The organism is Brevundimonas sp. C43 (assembly GCF_030732185.1).
GTDB lineage: Bacteria > Pseudomonadota > Alphaproteobacteria > Caulobacterales > Caulobacteraceae > Brevundimonas > Brevundimonas diminuta_C.
Map to the genome: position 1 here is coordinate 876,629 of NZ_CP132231.1, position 22,817 is coordinate 899,445.

At 66.9% G+C, this 22,817-nt stretch carries 23 protein-coding genes; 7 read left to right on the forward strand and 16 right to left on the reverse strand.

What is annotated here, in order from left to right:
* Positions 1-3 precede the first annotated feature (3 nt).
* The 5 genes from pdxA to Q9R14_RS04415 all read right to left on the reverse strand — a co-directional run bounded on the left by pdxA (position 4) and on the right by Q9R14_RS04415 (position 7,189).
* The gene (gene pdxA / locus Q9R14_RS04395) at positions 4-1,008 is read right to left on the reverse strand and encodes a 4-hydroxythreonine-4-phosphate dehydrogenase PdxA (protein WP_306003619.1); all 1,005 of its coding nucleotides are present in this window, start codon (positions 1,006-1,008) and stop codon (positions 4-6) included.
* On the reverse strand, positions 1,005-2,372 hold the full coding sequence (locus Q9R14_RS04400; RefSeq protein WP_240484707.1) for a peptidylprolyl isomerase: 1,368 nt from the start codon (positions 2,370-2,372) through the stop codon (positions 1,005-1,007). The genes pdxA and Q9R14_RS04400 overlap by 4 nt, the downstream gene beginning before the upstream one ends.
* Positions 2,373-2,444: 72 nt before the next feature.
* A complete protein-coding gene (locus Q9R14_RS04405; protein ID WP_306003620.1) occupies positions 2,445-4,883 on the reverse strand; it encodes an LPS-assembly protein LptD in 2,439 nt (812 codons plus the stop codon).
* Positions 4,884-4,916: 33 nt separating this feature from the next.
* Positions 4,917-6,056, reverse strand: a complete 1,140-nt coding sequence (gene lptG, locus Q9R14_RS04410) for an LPS export ABC transporter permease LptG (protein WP_066551676.1) — start codon at positions 6,054-6,056, stop codon at positions 4,917-4,919.
* A complete protein-coding gene (locus Q9R14_RS04415; RefSeq protein ID WP_066551675.1) occupies positions 6,053-7,189 on the reverse strand; it encodes an LptF/LptG family permease in 1,137 nt (378 codons plus the stop codon). The genes lptG and Q9R14_RS04415 overlap by 4 nt, the downstream gene beginning before the upstream one ends.
* Before the next feature lie 143 nt (positions 7,190-7,332).
* On the opposite strand from Q9R14_RS04415, the gene Q9R14_RS04420 reads away from it, so the two are divergent.
* The 4 genes from Q9R14_RS04420 (at position 7,333) to Q9R14_RS04435 (ending at position 9,920) form a co-directional block, all read left to right on the forward strand.
* Positions 7,333-8,808, forward strand: a complete 1,476-nt coding sequence (locus Q9R14_RS04420; protein ID WP_306003621.1) for a leucyl aminopeptidase — start codon at positions 7,333-7,335, stop codon at positions 8,806-8,808.
* A gap of 21 nt (positions 8,809-8,829) precedes the next feature.
* Positions 8,830-9,288 (forward strand): DNA polymerase III subunit chi, encoded by a 459-nt coding sequence (locus Q9R14_RS04425; RefSeq protein WP_306003622.1) that lies wholly within the window; start codon positions 8,830-8,832, stop codon positions 9,286-9,288.
* 101 nt (positions 9,289-9,389) lie between these two features.
* Positions 9,390-9,602, forward strand: coding sequence for a hypothetical protein (locus Q9R14_RS04430; protein WP_306003623.1), 213 nt, complete (start codon positions 9,390-9,392; stop codon positions 9,600-9,602).
* A 21-nt stretch (positions 9,603-9,623) separates the two neighbouring features.
* On the forward strand, positions 9,624-9,920 hold the full coding sequence (locus Q9R14_RS04435) for a hemolysin (protein ID WP_306003624.1): 297 nt from the start codon (positions 9,624-9,626) through the stop codon (positions 9,918-9,920).
* A gap of 3 nt (positions 9,921-9,923) precedes the next feature.
* On the opposite strand, the gene Q9R14_RS04440 is transcribed toward Q9R14_RS04435, so the two are convergent.
* Positions 9,924-10,850: a LysR family transcriptional regulator gene (locus Q9R14_RS04440; protein WP_306003625.1), complete on the reverse strand. Its 927-nt coding sequence runs from the start codon at positions 10,848-10,850 to the stop codon at positions 9,924-9,926.
* Positions 10,851-10,970: 120 nt separating this feature from the next.
* Here Q9R14_RS04440 and Q9R14_RS04445 point away from each other — a divergent pair, with 120 nt between their 5' ends.
* Together Q9R14_RS04445 and Q9R14_RS04450 are read left to right on the forward strand one after the other, a co-directional pair.
* Positions 10,971-11,684: a pirin family protein gene (locus Q9R14_RS04445; protein ID WP_055808681.1), complete on the forward strand. Its 714-nt coding sequence runs from the start codon at positions 10,971-10,973 to the stop codon at positions 11,682-11,684.
* Between the two features lie 72 nt (positions 11,685-11,756).
* Positions 11,757-12,155 carry a DoxX family protein gene (locus Q9R14_RS04450; RefSeq protein ID WP_039247985.1) on the forward strand — a complete coding sequence of 133 codons (399 nt, stop codon included), beginning with the start codon at positions 11,757-11,759 and terminating at the stop codon, positions 12,153-12,155.
* A gap of 46 nt (positions 12,156-12,201) precedes the next feature.
* Here the strand turns inward: Q9R14_RS04450 and pip are convergent, their stop codons facing one another.
* The 5 genes from pip to Q9R14_RS04475 form a co-directional block, all read right to left on the reverse strand.
* Complete coding sequence (pip, locus tag Q9R14_RS04455; RefSeq protein ID WP_306003626.1) at positions 12,202-13,182, reverse strand: prolyl aminopeptidase; 981 nt, start codon at positions 13,180-13,182, stop codon at positions 12,202-12,204.
* A gap of 26 nt (positions 13,183-13,208) precedes the next feature.
* A complete protein-coding gene (locus tag Q9R14_RS04460) occupies positions 13,209-13,571 on the reverse strand; it encodes a DUF423 domain-containing protein (RefSeq protein ID WP_306003627.1) in 363 nt (120 codons plus the stop codon).
* A gap of 48 nt (positions 13,572-13,619) precedes the next feature.
* Entirely contained in the window at positions 13,620-14,225 is a 606-nt protein-coding gene (locus Q9R14_RS04465) for a hypothetical protein (RefSeq protein ID WP_295170986.1), read from the reverse strand.
* A 72-nt stretch (positions 14,226-14,297) separates the two neighbouring features.
* Positions 14,298-16,880, reverse strand: coding sequence for a tipN (locus tag Q9R14_RS04470; RefSeq protein WP_306003628.1), 2,583 nt, complete (start codon positions 16,878-16,880; stop codon positions 14,298-14,300).
* Between the two features lie 139 nt (positions 16,881-17,019).
* Entirely contained in the window at positions 17,020-17,202 is a 183-nt protein-coding gene (locus Q9R14_RS04475) for a hypothetical protein (RefSeq protein WP_306003629.1), read from the reverse strand.
* A gap of 157 nt (positions 17,203-17,359) precedes the next feature.
* On the opposite strand from Q9R14_RS04475, the gene Q9R14_RS04480 reads away from it, so the two are divergent.
* Positions 17,360-18,838, forward strand: a complete 1,479-nt coding sequence (locus Q9R14_RS04480; protein ID WP_306003630.1) for a phospholipase D-like domain-containing protein — start codon at positions 17,360-17,362, stop codon at positions 18,836-18,838.
* Here Q9R14_RS04480 and Q9R14_RS04485 read toward each other — a convergent pair.
* The 5 genes from Q9R14_RS04485 to Q9R14_RS04505 form a co-directional block, all read right to left on the reverse strand.
* Complete coding sequence (locus Q9R14_RS04485) at positions 18,823-19,560, reverse strand: endonuclease/exonuclease/phosphatase family protein (RefSeq protein WP_306003631.1); 738 nt, start codon at positions 19,558-19,560, stop codon at positions 18,823-18,825. The two genes, Q9R14_RS04480 and Q9R14_RS04485, sit on opposite strands and share 16 nt — an antisense overlap.
* 72 nt (positions 19,561-19,632) lie before the next feature.
* Positions 19,633-20,310: a TPM domain-containing protein gene (locus Q9R14_RS04490; RefSeq protein ID WP_306003632.1), complete on the reverse strand. Its 678-nt coding sequence runs from the start codon at positions 20,308-20,310 to the stop codon at positions 19,633-19,635.
* Entirely contained in the window at positions 20,310-21,134 is an 825-nt protein-coding gene (locus Q9R14_RS04495; RefSeq protein WP_306003633.1) for a YgcG family protein, read from the reverse strand. Before Q9R14_RS04495 ends, Q9R14_RS04490 begins: the two co-directional genes overlap by 1 nt.
* A complete protein-coding gene (locus tag Q9R14_RS04500; RefSeq protein WP_306003634.1) occupies positions 21,131-21,814 on the reverse strand; it encodes a LemA family protein in 684 nt (227 codons plus the stop codon). Before Q9R14_RS04500 ends, Q9R14_RS04495 begins: the two co-directional genes overlap by 4 nt.
* 61 nt (positions 21,815-21,875) lie before the next feature.
* A complete protein-coding gene (locus Q9R14_RS04505) occupies positions 21,876-22,799 on the reverse strand; it encodes a bifunctional methylenetetrahydrofolate dehydrogenase/methenyltetrahydrofolate cyclohydrolase (protein WP_306003635.1) in 924 nt (307 codons plus the stop codon).
* Positions 22,800-22,817 lie beyond the last annotated feature (18 nt).

The window sequence follows — 22,817 nt, forward strand, 5'->3', positions numbered from 1 at the left end:
CTGTTAGCGCGCGGCGCGGGCCGCCGCCATCTCCGATGCCAGGCGAATGGCGGCGATCAGGCTGTCGGGACGTGCGACGCCCTTGCCGGCGATGTCGAAGCCGGTGCCGTGATCGGGCGAGGTGCGTATGATCGGCAGGCCGAGGGAGACGTTGACCCCGCCCCAGAAGTCCAGCGTCTTTACCGGGATCAGGGCCTGGTCGTGATACATGCAGATGGCGGCGTCGTAGGTCGCGCGCGCCTCGTCATGGAACATCGTATCGGCGGGTCTGGGATCGGTGATGTCGATCCCCTCGGCGCGAAGCTGTTCGGCGACCGGGATCAGGATGTCGCGTTCCTGCAGACCCAGAGCGCCGCCTTCGCCCGCGTGGGGGTTCAGGGCCGCCATGGCCAGGCGCGGTCGGGCGATGGCGAAGTCGCGTTTCAGGCTTTCGTGGACGACGCGGGCGGTGCGGGCGACGCGCTCGGCCGTGACCAGTTCCGGCACTTGGTCCAGGGCGACGTGAATGGTGACGAGGCAGGCGCGCAGGTCTTGGGCCGTCAGCATCATCACCGGCCCGCGCGTGCCGGCATAGGGCGCATCGGCAGTCAGTTCGGCGATGAATTCGGTATGGCCGGGAAAGCGAAAGCCCGAGGCATACATCGGCGCCTTGGCGATCGGGGCGGTGACGACGCCGGACGCCTCGCCGGACAGGGCGAAGCTGACCGCCTCTTCGATGCCGTCCGCGACGGCCGAGGCATTGGCCGGATCGGGCGATCCGACCAGGACCGGCGCGGGCAGGGGGCGATGAAGGACGGAAAGGGCGGAGCCGAACAGGTCGCCGGCGTCGCCGGGAACCCCGACCTCGGCCACGGGAACACCCTGCGCACGAATCAGCGCCGCGTCGCCGATGACCGCGAAGGGCGTCTGCTCGGCGCGCAACGCTTTCCAGGCGGCGGCCACGATCTCCGGCCCGACGCCGGCGGGTTCGCCCAGCGTCAGAACCAAAGGCGCGACCGCTGGGGTCATTTGAACTCGATCAGGGCGTCGCTGCGCAGATCGCGCAGATACCGGCGCTCCAGCACGGCCAGGTTCTGGGCGCGCAGACGGTTTTCGACCTGCTGACGGTTCGGCGCTTCCGGCCCGCCGACGCGACGCCCGCAGACGGCGACCAGGTGCAGACCCAGCGGGGTGCGGATCGGCGTCGAGACCGAACCGATTTCACCGGTGCGGGCGAACTGCTGGAACTGGGGCGCCAGGTTGGCGACATCCGATTCGCCAAGGTCGGCGCCCAGGACGCCCTGCGTCGCGCGGGCCTGGGAGATGATGTTGTCGCACGTCAGGCCGTTGCGCAGGCCTTCCAGCTTGGCGGTCGCGGCGGCCACGTCAGCTTCCGACGCCGTCTCAGGCAGTTCGACCATGACCTGCTTCAGCGAAACCAGGCTGGTGGAGGCGCCGTCACGCTTGTCGCGCAGGTAGAGGATATAGACGCCGCCATCGACGACGATGGGGTTGGACAGCTGTCCCGGCTGGAGCTGTTCCAGGACCGATTGCACCGCCGGCTGAAGCGAATCCTTGACCACCCAGCCCGCATCGCCCGGCACGCGGGCGCTAGCCGAGGGGGCGGCTGAGAACTGCTGGGCGACGGCCTGGAACGGCGCGCCCTGGATGATTTGCTGCACCAACTGACGGGCGCCGTTCAGGGCCGCCTGCGCGCCGCCGACGCGAGCGGCGTCGATGTAGATTTCGCCGAGCAGGAACTGGGGCTTGGAGGCCGCCTCGTTCAGACGGCGGACTTCCTGATCGACCTGAAGAGTGCTGGCGCGGGCGCGGCTGTTGAAGCGGCCCGGGATCAGCTGGCTCCAGCCGATCTGGGTGCGCAGGTTGTCGCGGAAGGCGGCGGGCTGGATGCCGCCCTGCTGCAGGAACTGCATATAGGCCTGCGGCGTCGTGCCGGCAGCGCGGGCCATTTCGGCGATCTCGCCGTCGACTTCCTCGTCCGTGACCTTCAGGCTTTCGAACTTGGCCATCTCCTGATCCTTGAGGCGATCCTCGATCAGGGCGTTCAGGGCGGCTTGCTGAATGGCGGGCAGGTTCTGCTCGGTCGGCTGAACCTGAGACGAGGCGATCAGCATCAGCATACGCTGACGCAGATCAAAGCCGGTGATGATCTTGTCATTGACCGTGGCGACGATGCCGTCGGCCATTTCGAACTGAGGCTCGGCGCGCGCCGTCGTCGGCGCCTCTTCAGCCGCAGGATTCGGCGCGCCGGCCGCAGGACCTTGCGCGGGCGTGGGGGTCTGTGCCGGAGCGGGCGCCGTCTGGGCATAGGCCGAACCGGCGAGGAGGACTGCCGCGAGCGCAGCCCCCGTCGAATAACGCATCAAACCCATTGGTCGTCCTGATTCCTCACAGCGGTCCGCCAGCCAGGCCGGCAGGCGGTCGCGCCCCGTAAAGCGTCATGCTCAACGCATATCGCCCTGTCCATAACCTGAACCTCCGAAAGTGGCGAGGTTTAGGCGCACATAGATGCCTTCCGAAGGGCCGCCGGGCCGGGCGCGGGTGTTGTCGCGCCGATAACCCAGTTCGAACCGCAGGCAGTCGTCGTCGAACAGCACGCCGACTTCGGATCGCGTGATCTCGTTCTGGTCCAGATCGGCGATGCCGGCGACGGTGAAACCCCAGTTCTGGAAGACGAACTGCTGACCCGCCAGCTGGACGAACTCGTAGTTGCGGTTCAGCGGCCCGTCGATGGGGTTCGACTGATCCAGAATGTAGCTGAGGGTCGCGAGGTTGCGGCGACCCCAGCGACCGTCCAGCGCCGCTTCGGCGCGGCGCACTTCGCCCGAACCGTCCACCGTGGCGTGGAACCAGCTGCGGATGCGATCCGATGGCGAGAAGTCGCCCTGGACCACCCAGTCGGAGGTCTCTGAGGCCAGGCCCGTAGGGTCATAGAGACGCGCGGGATCATCGGGAATCGACGTCTTGAAGTCGTCCTGCTGGTCGAAGCGATAGCTGCGTCCCACGAACAGGCTGGCCTTGCGACCTTCAGCCCAGCGGATCGTGGCGCGACCGCCCGCCGTCACGCGCGCTCCGCCTTCCAGCAGATCGTAGCCGGAGAAGCGATCCATGCGGAACAAGGACGACTCGTCCAGTTCCAGGACCTGGGAGTCCTCGATGGGGATGCGGCGGTCCAGGCTGACCTTGTTGGAGACCGAGACCTGACCCACCGGCTCCAGGATGATGTCGGCGTCTGCGATACGCTTGATCAACGGATAGGTGACGTCCACGCCCGCGCTGAACCTGGACCGACTGACCGTCTCGTCGGTGTCGACGCCCATCATCGGCGGCAGGTCGGACATGGAATAGAGATCGACGCGCGTATCGACGAACGGCTCCACCCGCATGCCGACAGGAAGGATGATCGCCGGTCGCCATTCCACCTGGCCCGTAATGCGGCGGCTGTCGACGCCGGCTAGACCTGTCGTGACGGGCGGGACGATCTCCGGGTTCAGGATCGGCGCGCCGACGAAAGCGTCGCGGTAGAGAGACACGGCCGAACCCTTCAACCGCAGCCGGCCGCCGAAGACCAATTCTCGCGGCTCCCAGCGGGCGTCGATCAGCGGAGCGACCAAGGGCAGGGTGTCGTCGTCCTCGAACACCTTGAAGCCGTTGGCGTCGCGGAAGTCCGTCGCGGCGAAGGCCGGGTTCAGGCGCAGGCTCTGGATCGAGAAGGCTGCGACCGAAACATAGGACCGATCGGTCTGATGTTCGGCGTAGATCTGGCTGATCAGACGACGACGGTCGCCGTAGTAGAGGCCGTTGTCCTGATAAGGAGAGCGCACGTCATAGCGGTCGAACAGCGTCTTGTCCGAGGTGCGCTCGGCCGTGAAGCCGAACCGCCATGGGCCATCCGGATCGAACTCGCCGTGCGACAACAGATAGCTGCGATGTTCGCGATCGCCGAACTTGACGTTGTTGTCGAAGTCGCCGTCGCCGTTCAGGTCGAAGTCGCCGAACTCGCGCTCGTAGGTATAGCCGCCGCGCGCCACGATCATGCCGTTTGCGAACCGTCGCCTCCATTGCAGGTTCAGCAGCGGCGCGACCCTGGTGTTGATCTGCGGGCTGATCAGCCAGTCCTCGGACGGCGACACGACGTGCAGATAGGGAACCTCGACGGAGACGCCGCGACCCTCGTCATAGTTGACGATCGGCACCAGGAAGCCCGAGGCCCGCTCCACCGAGGGATCGGGGTGGGCGAAGAAGGGCGTGTAGAAGACGGGCACCGGCCCGATGTAGAAGACGGCGTTGCGATACAGGATCGCGCGCAACTGCTCGTCCTGCGTCACCTTTTCCGCCTGGATGGAGATGGTCGGCGTCTTGGGACCGCCATCGTCGCAGATCGGGCATGGGGTGAAGCGGGCGTAGTTCAGTTCGCTGACGTTCTCGCTGCGACGCACAGCCGTTGCGGCCATCAGACTGGCGCCGTTGGCCAGACGCGTGGCGAAATCCACGGCGACGCCGGTCTCCAGGTTTTTGTCCAGCTCAAGACGGCTGGCGTAGACCACCGTGCCGTCGGGCGCGATGGCCTCGACGCGGCCTTCGGCCGTCGCCGAACCGGCGTTCAGATCATAGGACAGGTTCTCGCCGCGCAGCACATGGCCGCGCGTGCGGACATAGGCGCGGTTCTCGGGCGTGCCGCTGACGATGATGTTGTCGCCTTCGCGACGCGCATTGTCGGCGTCGACATAGACCGCTTCGGGCGGCAGGCCGTCGGAAGGCGCGGCTGCGGCTGGCGGGGTGGTTTGCGCCCATGCGGGCGTCGCCAAGGGCGCGCAGGCGACCAGGGCCGCACCGGCGAGAAGCCTTGCTTTGAAAGCGTCGAAGCGCCGATCACCCTGCATAGGCCATCCGTAGTCTGAGAAGCGAGCGCCCGATTAGCCGTCTTCGGTATAGAACAGCAAGGTCAAGGCTGCGAGCGCCGTAAGAACAGGCGGCAGCCAGGCGGCGACGAACGGCGCCACGACCTCGGCCGATCCCATCGCCGACGAAAACTGGTTCAGGAAGAAGAAGGCGAAGCCCAGCACCACGGCCGCCACGCTCATGCGCGCCAGATCGCCCAAACGCATCAGCCGCAACGAGAAGGCGGCGGCCAGGATGGACATGGCGGCGAACACGAGCGGCGTGGCCAGAAGTTGCTGGAAGCGCAGGCGATAGGCGGTCGAGGTGAAGCCGGCGTTCTCGATTCGGCTGATCTGGTTGGGCAGCGACCAGAAGGGCGTGGCCTGCGGTCGGGCGAAACGATCGAAGGCCTCGTCGTCCGCCAGGCTGGAGACCAGGGTCAGGCTGGAATAGGTGACGGCGCGCTGGCCGATCTGGGCGCCGACGGCGTCCGTCAGGCGCCAGCTGCCGGCGTTCAGAGAGGCCGACTTGGCGTCGATCCGCTCGGAGAAGGTGCGACCACCGCCGGGGGCGGTCGTGTAGATGAAGAAGCTGACGTTCAGCAGTCGGGCGTTGGCGCGGTCCTGCTGGCCGGCGCGGATGATCATCTGGCGCTGATCGTCGCCCTCTCGCAGCCAGATCGCCTCCTTGGGGTCGCCGCCGGGCGCCGTGCCGGAAATCCGCGCGCGCTCGCGTTGCCACAGACCGTCGCCGGCCGAGGCCATCGGACCCAAGACCGTGACGGTCAGAACGCCCAGCACGAAGGCCATGCCGGCCGCCGGCAGGACGAAACGCCAGGCGGAGACGCCCGCCGCGCGCATGGCGATCAGTTCGCTGCGGCGGTTCAGGCTGATGAAGGCCGACAGGGTGCCGAACAGGAAAACGAACGGCATCAACTGCACGATGACCGACGGCGACTTCAGCAGCACCAGGCCGAAGATGCGGACAGCCGACAGATCTTGGGCCGAGCCGACGCCCCGCGAGACCTCGACAAAGTCGATCAGCATGACGAGGGCCGAGATTACGGCCAGGGCCACGCCCAGCGACTTCAGCTGCTGGACCAGCACATAGCGTTCGATCCCACCCAGACGGGGGATATGCGGCGAACGACGGGCGGAGGCGGCGACGGCGGTCATGCGAACTTGGCCTTCAGATCGCGCAGGGCGGCGGTGGTCCGGCTGCGACGCGGCTTCAGCGCGCGGAACAGAACCCGCAGGGCGACGACAATGGCCACGATCGGCACGACGTACTGGAGCACGTTCATCCAGCCGTTCCAGGCGCTGGCGGCGACAAGGCCATAGCCGATGACGCGGAGGACCAGGAACAGGCCCGCCGCCTTGGCGATGCGCAAGGTATAGCCGGTGCGGCTGAAGGCGCCGCCCAGGATGGCCGAAAGCGCCAGGGCCATGGCGACCATGGCGTAGAGGGGCGAGGCCAGCCGCGAATGCGCCTCGGCCAGCAGCTCGCCGCGCGAGCCGGCGACCTCAAGCACCTTGGCCGTCGGGTTCAGCAGCTGGCGCAGATAGAGGTCGGTCGGCTTGTAGCGAATGGTGTCGGTCACCCCGACGAAGGGCGCGAGAGAGAAATCGTACCGACCGAACGACAGCGTCTCGAGCACGCCGCCCGACGAATAGCGTTGGGCCGAGCCGTCGATCATGGTCAGGATCGGAATGCCGCCGGCGTCGCGGCTGAAGCGCGCCTCGGACGCGTTCCAGGTCGTGACCTTGTCCTTGTCGTCCAGATACACGAACAGGTTCTTCAACAGACCGTTCTGCTCGATCTGCTGCACATATACGGTCAGGCCGTCAGGCCCCTGAACGAACTGGCCTTCCTCGACCAGCAGGGCGGCGAGGTCGGTACGGATGTCGAACGCCTGACGCCGCGCCTCCTGCTGCGCCCAAGGCAGAATGAAGACATTGACCAGCAGCGTGACCAGGGCGACCAGCACGGCGATACGGGCGGCCGGCGATATGACCTGCCACCGGGTCATGCCGCCCGCGAAGGCCGCCGTCAGCTCCTGCTCGCGTTGCAGACGCGTCAGGGCGATCAGGGCGCCGACGAAAAGACCGATCGGCAGAATCACCGAAAGCAGTTGCGGCAGGGCGAGCAGGGTCAGCTTGACCATGATCCACACGCTCTGGCCCCGCTCCACGATGACCTGGAGTTGGTCGAGGCTCTGGCTTAGAATCCCGATTCCCGCCAGCGCTGCGCACGCGGCGATCACAGGGAACAGGATCTGGCGAAAAAGGTATCTTTGAATCAGGGTCATGGGCGGATGGACTTCGCCCGGTTGCAGGCGGCGACATTGAGGCGCATCTAGTAGCACATCAGGGCGCGTCCGCGACAAGCAGACGCGCCGTTGTCATTTTGCTGTTTGCAGACGCCGGGTGGGGCCTGGCTGGAGTTGATTGAATGAAGATCGAATTCGTCGCCGCCGTGGACGCCGCTGAAATCCTGGCCGTTCCGGTTTTTGAAGATCGCACCTTCACCGCCGCCGGGACCGCGCTGGACGGCAAGGCCAACGGCGCCCTGACCAAGGCGGCGGGCAAGGGTCGTTTCACCGGCAAGGCCGGGCAGAGCCTGAGCATCGCCGCGCCAGCGGGCATCGAGGCAGACGCCGTGCTGCTGGTCGGCGCAGGCGCCAAGGACAAGCTGGACGATCTGGCGGTCGAGGCCCTCGGCGGCAACGCCTATGCGGCGGTCAAGCTGTCGGGCGCCGAGGTGCTGACGATCGACGCCTCGGATCTGTCGCCTGAGCAGGCCGCCCGCGTCGGTTTCGCCGCGCGTCTGGCCGCCTATCGCTTCGACAAGTATCGCACGACGCAAAAGGCCGACAAGATTCCGTCGATCACCACCATCCGCGTGGTCACGACCGACCTGCGGGGCGCCGAAGCCGCGCTGGAGCCGCTGTCGGCGGTGGCCGACGGCGTGATCTTTGCGCGCGATCTGGTGTCCGAGCCTGCCAACGTCCTGTATCCGGCCGAGTTCGCCAAGCGGGTGAAGGCGCTGGAGAGCCTGGGCCTTGAAGTCGAAATCCTCGGCGAGGCCGAGATGGAGAAGCTGGGCATGCGCACCCTGTTGGGCGTGGGCCAGGGCAGCCGTCGCGAAAGCCAGCTGGCGATCATGAAGTGGAACGGCGGCGAAGCCGGCGCTCAGCCCCTGGCCTTCGTCGGCAAGGGCGTCTGCTTCGACACCGGCGGCATCTCGATCAAGCCGGCGGACGGCATGGAAGACATGAAGTGGGACATGGGCGGCGCGGCCGCCGTGACCGGAACCATGATCGCCCTGGCCAGCCGCAAGGCCAAGGCCAATGTCATCGGGGTGCTGGGCCTGGTCGAGAACATGCCGGACGGCAACGCCCAGCGTCCGGGCGATGTGGTCGTGTCCATGTCGGGTCAGACGGTGGAGGTCATCAACACCGACGCCGAAGGTCGCCTCGTTCTGGCCGACGCCCTCTGGTATACGCAGGAGCGCTTCAAGCCGAAGTTCATGATCGATCTGGCCACCCTGACGGGCGCCATGATCGTGGCCCTTGGCCTGGATTACGCGGGCGTCTTCTCGAACTCCGACGATGTCGCCGATCCGATCCTGGCAGCGGCCAAGAAGGTCGGCGAGAACTTCTGGCGCATGCCGATCCCGGCCATTTACGAGCAGCACATCGATTCCAAGATCGCCGATGTGAAGAACACCGGCAATGGTCGCGCCGGTGGCTCGATCACCGCCGCCCTGTTCCTGCAACGCTTCACCAACGGCGTGCCGTGGGCGCACTTGGACATCGCCCCGACGGCCTGGGCCAACAAGAGCCCCAGCCCCACCGTGCCGGAAGGCGGCGTCGGCTTCGCCGTGCGGACGCTGGACCGGATGGTCGCGGATTCCTACGAAGGCTGATCGGGCGGGAGGTAGAGCCGGGTGAGCGACAAGCCCGAAATCTGGTTCTATCACCTGGAGCGTTCATCGCTGGATCAGGTGCTGCCGACCCTGCTCGAAAAGACGATCGAGCGGGGCTGGCGGGCCATGATCAAATCGTCGCATTCGCATCGTCTGGACGAGGTCGACGAGACGCTGTGGACGTTTCGCGATGACAGTTTTTTGCCGCACGGCCGGGCCGACCAGCCCCATGCCGAGCGCCAGCCTGTGCTGTTGAGCGAGACGGGCGAGAACCTGAACGGCGCTCAGGCGCTGTTCATAGTCGACGACGCAGAACTGGGCGGGACGGAAGGGTTCGAACGATGCTTCATTATTTTCGACGGTCGCGACGAGCCGGCTTTGCAACACGTGCGGGGACGTTGGAAGGCGCTGAAGGGGCAGGGCGCGAACCTGGCCTATTGGCGTCAAACGGACGAAGGGCGCTGGGAAAAGGCGGCCTGATCGGACTGGTTCTGCTGGCCGGTTGTTCGACGCCGGTTTCCGAGGCGCCTGCGCCGCGTGCGGTCGAGCAGGCTCAGCTCAACCCGCCCGTCGGCAGCCGAATGCCGACCGCCCAGACCGAGGACGTCTGCAAGGCCGGCGAGATGCAGTATCTGGTCGGCAAGTCCCGGACCGAAATCCCGGTGCCGGTGGACGTCGTCAATCGGCGCGTGACCTGCACCACCTGCCCGGTGACGCAGGACTTCTCCGCCTATCGTCTGAACATCTTCTACGACGAACAGACCGGCATCATCGAACAGGTCCGGTGCGGCTGAGCCCGACGCAAGGAGACGACCATGAAGACCATCGTGAGCACCCTGTTGGCCGCCGGCGCCTTGGCCGCGTCGGCCTGCGCGCCGGTCGAGACCGCCGAGCCTGCGCCCGGATCGGACACCGCCTTCAAGGCGTGCAAGGTTTCGGACTATCAGAGCTATGTCGGCCGCAACCGTTCGGCCATCCCGACCGCGCCGGCCGGCCAGACCTTCCGTGTGCTGTGCACCACCTGTGCAGCGACCATGGATTATCGCGAGAACCGGGTGAACTTCGTCTATGACGAGGCGACGAACATCGTGCGCGAAGTGAAGTGCGGCTGAGCATTACCGCCCGACCGTATCACCCGGCCACAGCGGTCCGCTGAACTTCGCCGCCAGATAGTCCATGAAGGCCGAGACCCTGGCCGGGCGCGGTCCGCCGCTGGGCGCCACCAGATGCAGGGCGATGGGCGGCAGCCGCCAGTCGGTCATCACCGTCTCGAGATGGCCGTCGGCGACGTCCTTCCAGTAGATGAAGTCCGGCTGGGGAAAGAGCCCCAGACCCGCGCACAACGACGCCGTCAGGGCGTCGGAGTTGTTGGCCCGCAGCGGCCCGCGCGGATGCACGACCACTTCTTCGCCCGCCGCATTGCTGAACCGCCAGGTGTCCGGGCTGGGCATGTAGGCGTAGCCGAGACAGGCATGACGGGCCAGATCGTCGGGATGGGTGGGGCGACCCCGCTGACCCAGATAGGACGGCGAGGCCACCAGGGCGCGGGCCACAGGCCGCAGCTTGCGCGCCGTCAGCGAGGAATCGGCCAGGGCGGCGATCCTCAGCGCGCAATCGAAGCCGCCGCCGACCAGATCGATGACCTCGTCCGACAGGTGCAGATCGACCGACACGTCCGGGTGAGTGGCGAGGAACTCGGGCAGGGCCGGGGCCACATAGGCCATGCCGAACGACATGGGCGCCGCCAGTCGCACCAAGCCGCGCGGCGTGACGGACATATCCAGAGCCTCCGACACAGCACCCTCGGCCTCGGCCAGCATGTGGGCGGCGCGGGCGGCCAGGGTTCGGCCTGCATCGGTCAGGGCGAAGCGCCGTGAGGTGCGGTGGAGCAATGTGGTCTTCAGCTGCTGTTCCAGCCGCGTGACCGCCTTGGACACGGTCGCCTTGGACAGGCCCAGCGTCTCGGCGGCACCGGAGAAGGACTGGCTGTCGGCGACCTTGGCGAAGATGGCCAGTGCTTCCAAATCGGGCAGGCGGGACATGGGCGGCCTTGGGTCCTGAAACGATGAGTTTCGGTTGTTTCTATTTCTGATCGGTCGCCGATCTCTATCTTGGCGTCAAGCAAAGGCGTCGGACGGTTTCGACGCGAAAGGACGAGTGCGATGATCGAGCGCAGACCATTTGAATCCCTCGGCGGCGCCAACCACGGCTGGCTGAACGCCAAACACCATTTTTCCTTCGCCAACTACTATGATCCCAAGCGGATGAGCTGGGGCAATCTGCGGGTCTGGAACGACGACGAGATCGCCGCCGGCACGGGCTTCCCGCCGCATCCCCACGCCGACATGGAAATCATCACCTATGTCCGCGACGGGGCCATCACCCATGAGGACAGTCTGGGCAACAAGGGCCGCACCGTTGCTGGCGATGTCCAGGTGATGAGCGCCGGAACCGGCATCCGTCACGCTGAATACAACGCCGAGCCGGACCTGACACGGATCTTCCAGATCTGGATCGAGCCGACCCGGCGCGGGGATGCGCCGAGTTGGGGCACCAAGCCCTTCCCCAAGGGCGAGCGGTCAGGCCAGTTCGTGGTCCTGGCCTCGGGCTTCGAGGGCGATACTCTTGAAAGCGGTGGGGACGCCCTGCCGATCCGCACCGATGCGCGGATCGTGGCGGCGACGCTGAAGGCGGGCGACAGCGCCGACTATCCGCTGGGCGGCGCGCGGCGGGCCTATCTGGTCCCGGCGAAGGGCGAGGTCGAGGTCAATGGCGTCCGACTGAACGCCCGTGACGGCGCGGCCATCGCCCAGGAGGATGTCGTGACGGTCAAGGCGCTGTCGGACGCCGAGATCGTGCTGGTGGACGCCGCCTGATTTTCGGAACAAGCTTCACGGTCGGACCCGATCCGACCGTGAACAACCGCATCAAAAAGGCGAGGAAAGAGAATGTTCAATCAAGCGAATGGCTGGTCTTCCCGCGCCCTGGCGGCGCTCAGGATCGTCGCCGGTCTGTTGTTCCTGGCGCATGGCGTTATCAAGGTCTTCGGCTTTCCGGCCGGGGCCGAACCCGGTCAGCAGGAGTTGCTGTCGCTGTTCGGCATCGGCGGGGTGATCGAGCTGATCACGGGCCTGTTGCTGATCCTTGGCCTGTTCACGCGTCCGGCCGCCTTCATCGCCTCGGGCCAGATGGCGGTCGCCTACTGGATGTTCCACTTCCCCAGCAGCCCGTATCCGGCCGTGAACGGCGGCGACGCGGCCATCCTGTACTGCTTCATCTTCCTGTACATCTTCACCGCCGGTCCGGGCGCGTGGAGCATCGACAATCGAACCGCAAAACGGTTCTGATTTGTGGAAATGGAAAGGCCGCCGCGCTGTCCTGCGCGGCGGCTTTTCATGCCTTAAGGCTTGCAGCCCAGTCGGCGGCGCGGACCAGGCTATCGACGATGCCGGGTTCCGACGAGGCGTGGCCAGCGTCGCCGACGATGTCCAGATGGGCCTCGGGCCAGGCGCGGTGCAACGCCCAGGCGCCAGAAATCGGCGTCACCACGTCGAACCGGCCCTGCGCGATCCAGCACGGGATATGCCGCATCCGGTTCACATTCTTCAGCAGCCAGCCGTCCTCCTCGAAGAAGCCGGCGTTGGTGAAGAACCAGTTCTCGATCCGGGCGAAGGCGACGGCGAAGTCGGGCTCGGCGAACTTGTCCGGCCGGGCGTTGGGGCCCTCGACGCTGACGGTCTCGCCTTCCCAACTGGACCAGGCGACGGCGCAGCGTTCGCGCTCGGCGACGTCATCGCCGATCAGCCGCTTGTAATAGGCGGACATCAGGTCGCCGCGCTCGGCCTCGGGAATTGGGGCGATGAAGCGTTCCCAGGCGTCCGGGAAGATCATCGAGGCGCCGTCCTGATAGAACCAGTGCAACTCCTTCTTCGTTAGCAGGAAGATGCCGCGTAGCAGCAGCGCGATGACCCGCTCAGGATGGGTGATGGCGTAGGCCATCGACAGGGTCGAACCCCAAGAGCCGCCGAACACCACCCATTTGTCGATGCCGCACAGCGCGCGCAGACGCTCGATATCGTCGATCAAAGTCCAGGTCGTGTTGTCTTCCAGCGAGGCGTGCGGCCGCGACTGACCGCAGCCGCGCTGGTCGAACATGATGATGCGATAGACGGCGGGATCGAAGAAGCGGCGCATGCCCGGATTGACCGCGCCGCCAGGTCCCCCGTGTAGAACCAGGACCGGCAGGCCGTGCGGATTGCCGGATTCCTCGTAATAGATTTCATGCACGCCTTCGGTCGGCATCCAACCCGAGGCATAGGCCTCGATCTCGGGGTGAAGCACACGACGCGGCTCGGCGGGCGTGGGGAAGGCCATGGATGCTTGGTCTTTCTAAGAGGAAATCAGGGGCGAGAACGCAAGGCCGCAAACGCCAGGCAGAGCCAGCCGGCGATCATCAGAAGGCCGCCGATCGGTGCTACGGCGCCGAACGCCGGCACGCCGAGAAACGCGATCGCCGCCAGGGCGAGGCAGAAGATCAGGCCGCCGATCGATCCGAGCCAGCCCGCAAGGCGCGCCAGCCCGCCGCCCCCTGTCCATTGGGCGCAGGCGAAGGCGAAGACGGCGTGGACGATTTGATACTGGGCGCCGGTGGTCAGCAGGGTCTTGATCTGCGGCCCCGCGCCATGCGCGGCGAAGGCGCCCAGCGCCACGGCCAGGGCGCCGTTCAGGCCGGCGAAGAAGATCAGGTTGCGACTCACTGTCATTTGGAAACCCTAGACCGCCAGTTCGCCGATGTCTGCGACCCAGGAAGGTTAACCGACACGCGGCAGCGGCGTCAGGTGGCTGGCCATGGCGGAGGCGGCGGCCTTGACGCCCTTGCGCACCGCCGCCTCATTGGCGGGGGCGGGCGCCCTCAGCAGGCCGATCGACGGCGTCAGAGGGCCATCCGGCAGGTCCGAGAGCACGCGGTAGAGAATATAGGAGCCGGCGTCTTCCTCGATGTCGGACGAGGCGTCGGCCTGCAGACCGGCGGCGGTCAGGGCGCGAACCATGTCGGCGACGGGCGCCGTGGTGCGGGCCACGCCCGGCCCGGTGCTGGACAGGCGGTGCTTGTAGTCGAGAGTGCGGTTTTCAGCGCGCATCTGTACCCGGAAGCCTGCGCCCTTTTGCGTGCGTCCGACCAGAAGGACGGCCCGGCATTCCCCGCTCCCGAGACGGGCGGCCAGGGTCGAGGCGAGTTCGTCGGGATCGGCGGCGGCGATGGGCACGGCGCGGGCCCCGCTGGGACTCCAGATTTCGCCCGACAGATCCTCAACCAGATCCCACCCGTCATCGTCGCCGTCATAGGCGCAGATGATGATGCCAGGGCGGCGATCGCCGCTCGTCCGACTGTCGATTTCGTTCATCGTGCCAGCCATAGCCCCATCCATGACAGTTCGGTGACGTGCAAGTGGCTGTAACTTCCCGGCGCCGTCAAGTCCGCAAAAGTCTTAGCCCAGGTCGCCGACCGCCGCATCCAGCAACATGAAGGCGCGACCGCTGTCGGACGCCAGGCTGGACTGCACCGCCGCGCTGTCTCCGGCGCGAGCCGAAGCGTTCAGCATGAGCGCGAAGTTGCGGACATAGCGTTCGGCATCAGCGCGCAGTTCGGCGTCGCTGAGGACGCGGCGAGACACGCTGCGGACGGCGGCCGGGGCGACGCGACGCACGATCTGACGCGCGGCGTCGGGGTCGCCGTTGCTGAAGGCGCGCGCGGCCTCTTCGACGCGCGAGCGGGGCAGGAGGGCGTTGGGATCGACTCCCATGCGCCGGATGGCGGCGGCGACCCTGTCGGACAGGGCTTCGGCCTCGGCAGGCGAAGGGGAGGGCGTGTCCAGCTCCAGCGGGGCCTCGTTGTCGTCGTCGCCGTCGATCAGATCGCTCCAGTCCAGGCCCTTGTCGGTGGACGGCGGCGGCGTCTCTGCGGGCTCGAGGCGCAGGCGGCTGCGCAGGCCGAACCGGCGCTCTTCGGCGGGCGGCGAGGCGGGAGGCGTGGGGCGATCGATCCGGCGCTCCGTACGAGGTTCGGGCCGGGCTTCTATCTCTGCGGCCGGCTCGCGACGACGCGCCGGCGTCGTATCGCCCGACACCACGCCCATCAGACGCACGGCCTCGGTCAGCATGTCGTAGTTTCGGCGCACGCGATCCTGGAACCCGACATCCAGGGCCTCGGTGTCTTCCGCCGCCTTGCGCGAAGCGGCGGAAAGGGAGGCCAGGCCTTCCTCGACCGTGGCGCGCACGGCGTCAGCCCGTGAGCGGGCTTCTTGAGGCAGGCGCGCGGCGCGTTCGTCGATGTCGGCGACGGCGGTGTCGATTTCCGACAAGGCGCTGTTGAGACGTGCAACCAGGGTTTCCAGGCGGCTGACCATCCGTTCGCCGGTTTCTTCGACCAAGCCGGACGTTTCGGTGACGATGCGGCGGGCGTCGGCGATGCGAGCGTCGGCGGCCGTGTCGGCCTTCTGGGCGGCTTCAAACAGGGATTCACCCAGTCGGTCGGTGCGGAGACGGGCCTGTTCGGCGGCGTCGGCGGCGGCGGCGCGGGAATCCTCGGCCGTGGCGCGCATCTGCTCCAGGGCTCGGCGCGTCTCTTCCATCAGAGCGTCGCGCGCCTCGGCCGCCAAGGCTTCGAAGCGGTCCAAGGCGACCTTGGTGGCGGAATCGAAGCCGTCGGCCTCGCGTTGCGACATGTCGACGAGAGCGCGGAACTGGTCGGTGGCGGCCTCGACCAGATCGCGCATGGACTCGACCGAGGTCTGGGTGGTGCGATCCAGATCGCCCGCGGCGCTGCGCGTGGCGGACAGATGTTCGATCAACTGGGCGCGCTGGCTTTCGACCTGGGCGGAGAAGTCCTCCTGATCGGTGCGCAGGGCGTAGGCGGCGGTGACCAGGGCCGCGCGTTGCTGGCTGAGGCCTTCCTCGACGGATTGGATCTGCTCGGCGACGCCCGAACCGGCGTTCTCAAGTCGAATGGTCTGGCGCGCCAGATCGTCGGAGGCCACGCGTGCGGCGTCTTGGGCTTCACCAGCGGCGGCGGCGAGGTCGGCGGCGCGCGCGGCGAGGGCGGCCTCGGCCTCACGCAGTTGCGCCTGAGCCAGATCGGAGGCGTCCGCGACCATGCGCGACTGCCGCTCGACCGCGTCGATGACGCCCGACGCCTGCGTATCCAGGTGGATGCCCAGGGTCTGCATCTGGTCGCGCTCGCGGCCCAGGTTTTCTGTGAGACGTCGTGCGGTGCGGCCGGCGTTCTCGGCCGCCTCGTTCAGGCGCGTTGTCTCTTGGGCCAACGCCTCTCGGAGCAGGGCCATGTCGTTGCGGGCGCGTTCCGCCGCCAGGGTGGCGTGATCGATGTCGGAACGCAGCGACTGAAGCACCTCGCCGGTTTGCTGGGCGGCCAGGGCGGTCGGGGCCACCAGGGCCTCGGCCAGCTGCCGGGCGCGGCGCGTCTCTGCGGCCAGACCGGCGCCCTGTCGGACGGCATGGGCCAGCATGATGGCCAAACCCGCAGGGGCCAGGGCGATCAGGGCGTAGATGGCGATCCGCAGCGGGTCCAGTTCTGCCCCGCCGGCGCCGAACTCGTAAGCGGCCCAGGAGGCGACACCGCCGATCCACAGTGCGGAGGCAACGCCTGCGATCACATAGGCGTGGCGCCCGGACGGCTCGCCCTGGGGCTTGGCTTGAACGGTTTTCACAGCCGGCGGTTTGGACAGTTCGAACGGCGCGGGCGGCTGACCGGCGGTGACCGCCATATCGACAGGAGTCTCTGGCGTCGCTTCCGCATTGACAGGGGCGACGCCGCTTTCGGCGGCAAGGGCGCGTTCGTCGGCCTGCCGCTGCTCTTCCAGCAGGCGACGGCGGCGGCGCTCGGACATTGGCGGCTCGAACGTCGGCTGCACGATCTCGAAATCAGGCTCGGGAATCGGGTCGAGCGACGGTGTCGCCTCCTGGACCGGCATTTCATCGGAGGCCGAAAGATCAACCCGCGCGACGGCCTCGTCGTCGGTCAGCTTCAGCGGCGGCCGTTTGGGAGACTTCATAAGCTCAAAAACTCGATCTCTACGCGGGCGTCCGACAGCGCCGAGGAAACCCTAGAGCATGATCGATGCGGACGAAACCGACTCAAGCCTGCAACCTGTCGATGAACCGCGTCATGCAGCGCGCAAAGCGCCGCAGCGTTCAGCAGTCGCGCTTGGATTCGGACAGCAGCGTGGCGTTGGAGCCGGTTTCACGGCACTCCACCACACGACGCACTTCGCGGTCGCCGTGGTTGGGGTTGTGGATGTCGACGCCGAACTGTGTCAGGACGGCGGCGGCCAGCAGGGCGATGAAGCCAGCGATCAGTTCGACAAGCGCCTGCATTCTACCCTCCCTCGCAGCCTGTATGGCTACGCTCCTTATGCGCCAAATCGGCGAACGTCACAATCCCGCCCTGAAAGATTGACCGAAGGACACGCGCGTGGAACGGAGGATGCAGGCGCTTCGACACCATGTCACGCGAATCAGACAGATAGGTCGCATGACTTTAGCCGGCGACAGTTACGAAGGCAGTCTGCTGGAGCCGGGGCCAGCCCTGTGGACGTCCGCCGTCGCGCACCGCTTTTCGGTGCTGATGGAGAACGAGGCCTATTTCGACGCCCTGTCGTCCGCAATTCATAAGGCTCAACGCTCCATCGTGCTGCTGGGATGGCAGTTCGATCCACGCACCCACCTGGATCCGGAAACGCGGCCCGGCGACAAGTCGGCGGAGATCGGTCGCCAGCTGCGGATGCTGGTCAAGAAGAAGCCGGATTTGGATGTGCGACTGCTCATCTGGAAATCGCCGCTGCTGATCGCCGCGTCGCAGGGCTTCTATCCGCATAAGGCGCAGCGCTGGTTCCGTAAGCGGATGGTGGAGTTCCGGCTCGATTCCCCCGGTCCTATCGGCGCCTGCCACCACCAGAAGGTGGTGGTCATCGACGACAAGGTGGCCTTCTGCGGCGGCGGCGACATCTCGACCGATCGCTGGGATTCCGATGAACATCTGGACGGCGACCCGCGCCGCGCCCTGCCGAGCGGCCTGATCTGCAAGGCGCGTCACGAGGTGATGAGCGTGATGGACGGCCCTGCGGCGCGGGCGCTGGGCGATCTGGCGCGCGAACGCTGGTTCAAGGCGACGTGGGAGCGCACTATCCCGGATGAGGTCGAGGACGATCCCTGGCCCGACGGCGTGCCGGTGCAGATGACCGACGTGCCCGTCGGCATCGCCCGCACAGAGCCGAAATGGTCGGGGCGCCACGAGGTGCGCGAGAGCGAAGCCTTGCACCTGGAATCAATCCGGCGCGCCAAGCGACTGATCTATATCGAAAACCAGTATTTCACCTCGCCGGTCATCGCCGCCGCGCTGGCCGAACGACTTGCCGAGGTGGAGGGGCCGCAGGTCATCGTCATCTCGACCGCCAAGAGCCCGAGTTGGTTCGACAGCATGACCATGGACACGGCCCGGGCCGAGGTGCTGCACCGGCTGGAGCAGGCTGACAAATACAACCGCTTCTTCGCCTTCGCCCCGCTGACCGCCGACGGCGACCGGATCATCGTCCACGCCAAGGTGACGATCATTGATGATCGGCTGCTCAGGATCGGGTCCACCAATCTGAACAACCGGTCGATGGGCCTGGATACCGAATGCGACATCGCCGCCGAGCCTGTCGATGCGGCGGGTCGGGCCTTCATTACGGCGCATCGTCACCGAACGATCGCCCATTGGCTGGGCGTTGCGACGGAGGACTATGCGGCGGTCGAGGGCGTATTCGGCTCGGTGGGGCAGGCGATCTGCAACTTCGAAACCGATCGGCTGAAGCCGCTGGGCTCAGAACCGCCGACGCGTATTCAACGGATGTTCGCCGAGTGGCAGTTGGGCGACCCGACGTCGTCCAGCGATGCCTGGCGGCCGTGGAAGCGGCTGAACCGTTCGCAGCGCACCCGCCCCGCGTCCGAGGGCGGTCACGCGCCGGGCTGAATGACCTCGAAATCGACGATCAGCGGCAGGTGGTCCGAGGCCACGCGCGCTAGGGGCGAGAAGGCGGATTGCACCGCGCGGATGCGGATATGCGGGCTGACGAAACAGTGGTCGATCCGAATGGCGGGGAAGGCGGACGGGAAGGTCTTCACGCTGGGCTTCTGGCCCAACTGACGCTGGCAGTCCTGTAGGCTGCGGCACAGGGTCTGATAGGGGCGGGTGATCGAAGTGGCGTTGAAATCGCCGGCCAGCAGGATCGGTCCCTCGCATGCGCCGACCCAGCCGGACCCGGCAAGAGCGGCGGCCTGAAGCCGCTGCTCGCGTGGGACCAGACCCAGGTGGGTGTTCATGACGTTCACGGCCGTCCCGTCGATCTCGATTTCCGACCAGATCGCCCCGCGCGGTTCCAGGCCCGGAATGCCGCTCACGGTCGGCAGGGCGCCGGCGCGGATCAGCCGTTCGGGATGCGGGGTCAGGATGGCGTCGCCGTACTGTTCAGCCTCGACCCGCATCGCCGGGTGAAAGCGTGAGGTCATAGCCAGACCGTCGGCGATCGCCTCGGCCTGATCGACCCCGCCTGTGCGCGCGCGGCCCACGTCCAGTTCCTGCAGGCAGACGATGTCCGGCTCGAACTCGGCGATGACGGCGACGATCCGGCCGACATCCAGGCGACGATCCGTGCCGACGCAGCGGTGGACGTTGTAGGTGAGAAGGCGAGGCATGAACTGGCGACTGGTTGAACGTTGACCGTGGGCTAGGCCTTCTGGCGCGCGAATGCGACCCCGATGCGACGATCAGAGCAGGATCAGATGATCGGGCAACTCGTTGCGATTGTCGGCGCGCGGCGGAAAGTGGCGGGCCAGAACCTCGCCGCACAGACCGATGGCGGCGGCGAAGCCATCGACGGGGCGATCGGCGCGCAGTTCGCGGGTCAGGACGGCGACGGCCTGAGCCCAGGCGTTCTCATCGACCTTTTCGTAGATGCCTTCATCGGCGATCAGTTCGACTTGATGTTCGTCCATGGCGGCGAAGATCAGAACGCCCGTGCGTTCCCGCGTGACATGGACGCCTTGGGCCAGGAACTGCTGCAAGGCCGCCTCCCTGACGCGGCCGCGCCTGACGCCGGCGGGCGTCACGAGACGGCGCACGGCGGGGATACGGGTCATCAGAAAGGCGCCGACGAAGACGACGGCCTGCGATAGCGCGTAAAGGCCCAGAGCCTGCGCCGTCGTGGCGTCCTGCGCGGCCTGGTGCGCCGCCTCCCAGCCATCGCTGGGCCAGCTTAGATCCAGCACGAACGGAACGAAGACGATCGGGGCCAAAAGCGCCATCGCCGCCGCCCAGGCCAGGCTGACGTCCAGATAGGTCGAGACCCGACGCGCGACGACGCAGAAGATTTCACCCGATGTCTGACGCTCGGCCGCCGCTATGGCTTCGGCGATGCGGGTGCGGTCGTTGTCCGTGATCTGCATCACCATCCCCCCGAGGCGCCGCCGCCGCCGAAACTGCCGCCTCCGCCGCCGAACCCGCCACCGCCGAAGCCGCCGCCGCCGCCCCAACCGCCGCCGCCTCTGCCGGAGTTCCGCAGCGCCTCTGACGCCGCCCACAGCAGAACCGAGCTGACATTGCTGCGTCGTCCGCGCCCGGACCGCATGGCGATCAAGAAGATGAAGAGGAAAAGTCCGGCGATGATGACCAGCGGAATGATCGAGTCGCCCTTGGTGTCGGCTTGTTCGGCCGCGGCGGCCTGGGCTCGCGCCTGCGCCTCCGCCGGGTCGAGCGAAAGCTGGGCGATCAGGGCATCCACGCCCTTGATCACGCCCGCCTGGTAATCGCCGTCTCGAAATGACGGGAGGATGTCGTTGCGGATGACCTGGGACGAGAAGGCGTCGGTCAGAATGGGCTCCAGCCCATAGCCGACCTCGACGCGGACCTTGCGTTCATTCGGCGCGACGATCAGCAGGGCGCCGTTGTCGTTTTCCTTCTGGCCGATGCCCCAGGCGCGACCCAACTGATAGCCGTAGTCCTCGATCTCTTGATCCTGAAGGCTGTTGACCGTCACGACGACCAACTGGTCGGTCGAACTGGCTTCAAGCGCCGCGAGCTTCTCGGTCAGGGCCTGTTCCGTCGCCGGGTCGAGCAGATTGGCCTGATCGACCACGCGGCCGGTCAGGGGCGGGAAGTCGATCTTGCTCTGAGCCGCCGCCGGCAGGACCAGCAGCAAGGCGATGACAAGGCTGAAAAGGAGGGCAGCGACGCCCGGCGAACGCCGCGCCGCCGCTTGAAGGTTTGTCACTGGGCGGGCGGGGTCGCGCCCGGCGCCACGGCCGGTGCGCCGCCGCCGGGCGCCGAGGCGTTGGTGGGCGGGGCGTTCAGGTTGAAGTTGACTTGCGGCGCGGACTGGGCGGCGGCGGTGGCGGTGAACAGCTGCATCGGCTGCGACCCGCCGTGCAGGGTCTTGGCCCAGATCACCTGCGGGAAGGTGCGCAGGGTGGTGTTGTAGTCGCGGACGGCCTCATTGTAGTCGCGGCGCGCGATCTGGATGCGGTTTTCGGTGCCTTCCAGTTGGGACTGCAGGGTCAGGAAGTTCTGGTTGGCCTGAAGTTGCGGATAGGCTTCGACCGTCACCAGCAGGCGCGACAGGGCGCCGGACAGCTGGCCCTGGGCTTCCTGATACTGCTGGAAGGCCTGCGGATTATCGAGGTCGTCGGCCGAGACGTTGACCGAGGTGGCGCGGGCGCGCGCGTTGATGACGTCCGTAAGAGTGGTGCGTTCCTGGATTGCGGCGCCTTGAACCGTCGCGACCAGATTGGGGATCAGGTCGGCGCGGCGCTGATACTGGCTCTGCACATCGGCCCAGGCCGCCTCAGCGCGTTCCTGCTTGGTTGGAATGGTGTTGTAGCCGCAGCCCGCCACGGCGGGGACGATCATCAGAGCACCGGTCAGAGCGACGGCGCGAGCGTTGAAGCGGACCATGACATCTCCCGTTCGGCGATAGCGCCGTTGAGCGGGACTATTCACCGGCCCAATAAATGCATCAAGCGTCCAATGGCTCCGGTTGGAGATTGTTGAGGCGGCAGGCGGCCGAATAGGTGTTGGCCAGCAGACAGGCGATGGTCATCGGCCCGACGCCCCCCGGCACCGGGGTGATGCGACCTGCGACCTCGACCGCCTCCTTGAAAGCGACATCGCCGACGACGCGGGTCTTGCCCTCTGCGGCCTTGACGGGATCGGCCGAGGGCACGCGGTTGATGCCAACGTCGATGACGGTCGCGCCCGGCTTGATCCAGTCGCCCTTGATCATCTCGGGCCGACCGACGGCGGCGACCAGAATGTCGGCGCGGCGGCAGACCTCGGGCAGATCCCGCGTGCGCGAATGGGCGACGGTGACCGTGCAGCTTTCACCGAGCAGCAACTGCGCCATCGGCTTGCCGACGATGTTGGAGCGGCCGACGATGACGGCGTTCAAACCTGACAGATCGCCGAGTTGATGCTTCAGCAGCATCAGACAGCCCAAGGGCGTGCAGGGGACCAGACCCGGCAGGCCGACGGCCAGACGACCGGCGTTCACGACATGAAAGCCGTCCACATCCTTGCCCGGCGAAATGGCGTCCAGAACCACCGTCGCGTCGATGTGGGCGGGCAGGGGCAGTTGCACCAGGATGCCGTGGATGCCGGCATCCGCATTCAACTTGGCGATCAGGGCCAGCAGTTCGTCTTGGCGGGTCGATTCGGCCAGGCGGTGGGTGTCGGAGCGCATGCCGGCGCGCAGCGTCGTCTCGCCCTTGTTGCGGACGTAGATCTGGCTGGCCGGATCCTCGCCGACGATGACGACGGCCAGACCGGGTTTGACGCCGTGGCCGGCTTCCAGGCGGGCGACGGCAGCCCCGACGCGTTCCACCAGGGCGGCCGAGAAGGCCTTGCCGTCGATCAGGGTCGCAGGCGTGGATTGGGCCGACATGGCAGCTCCGTCTGGCGG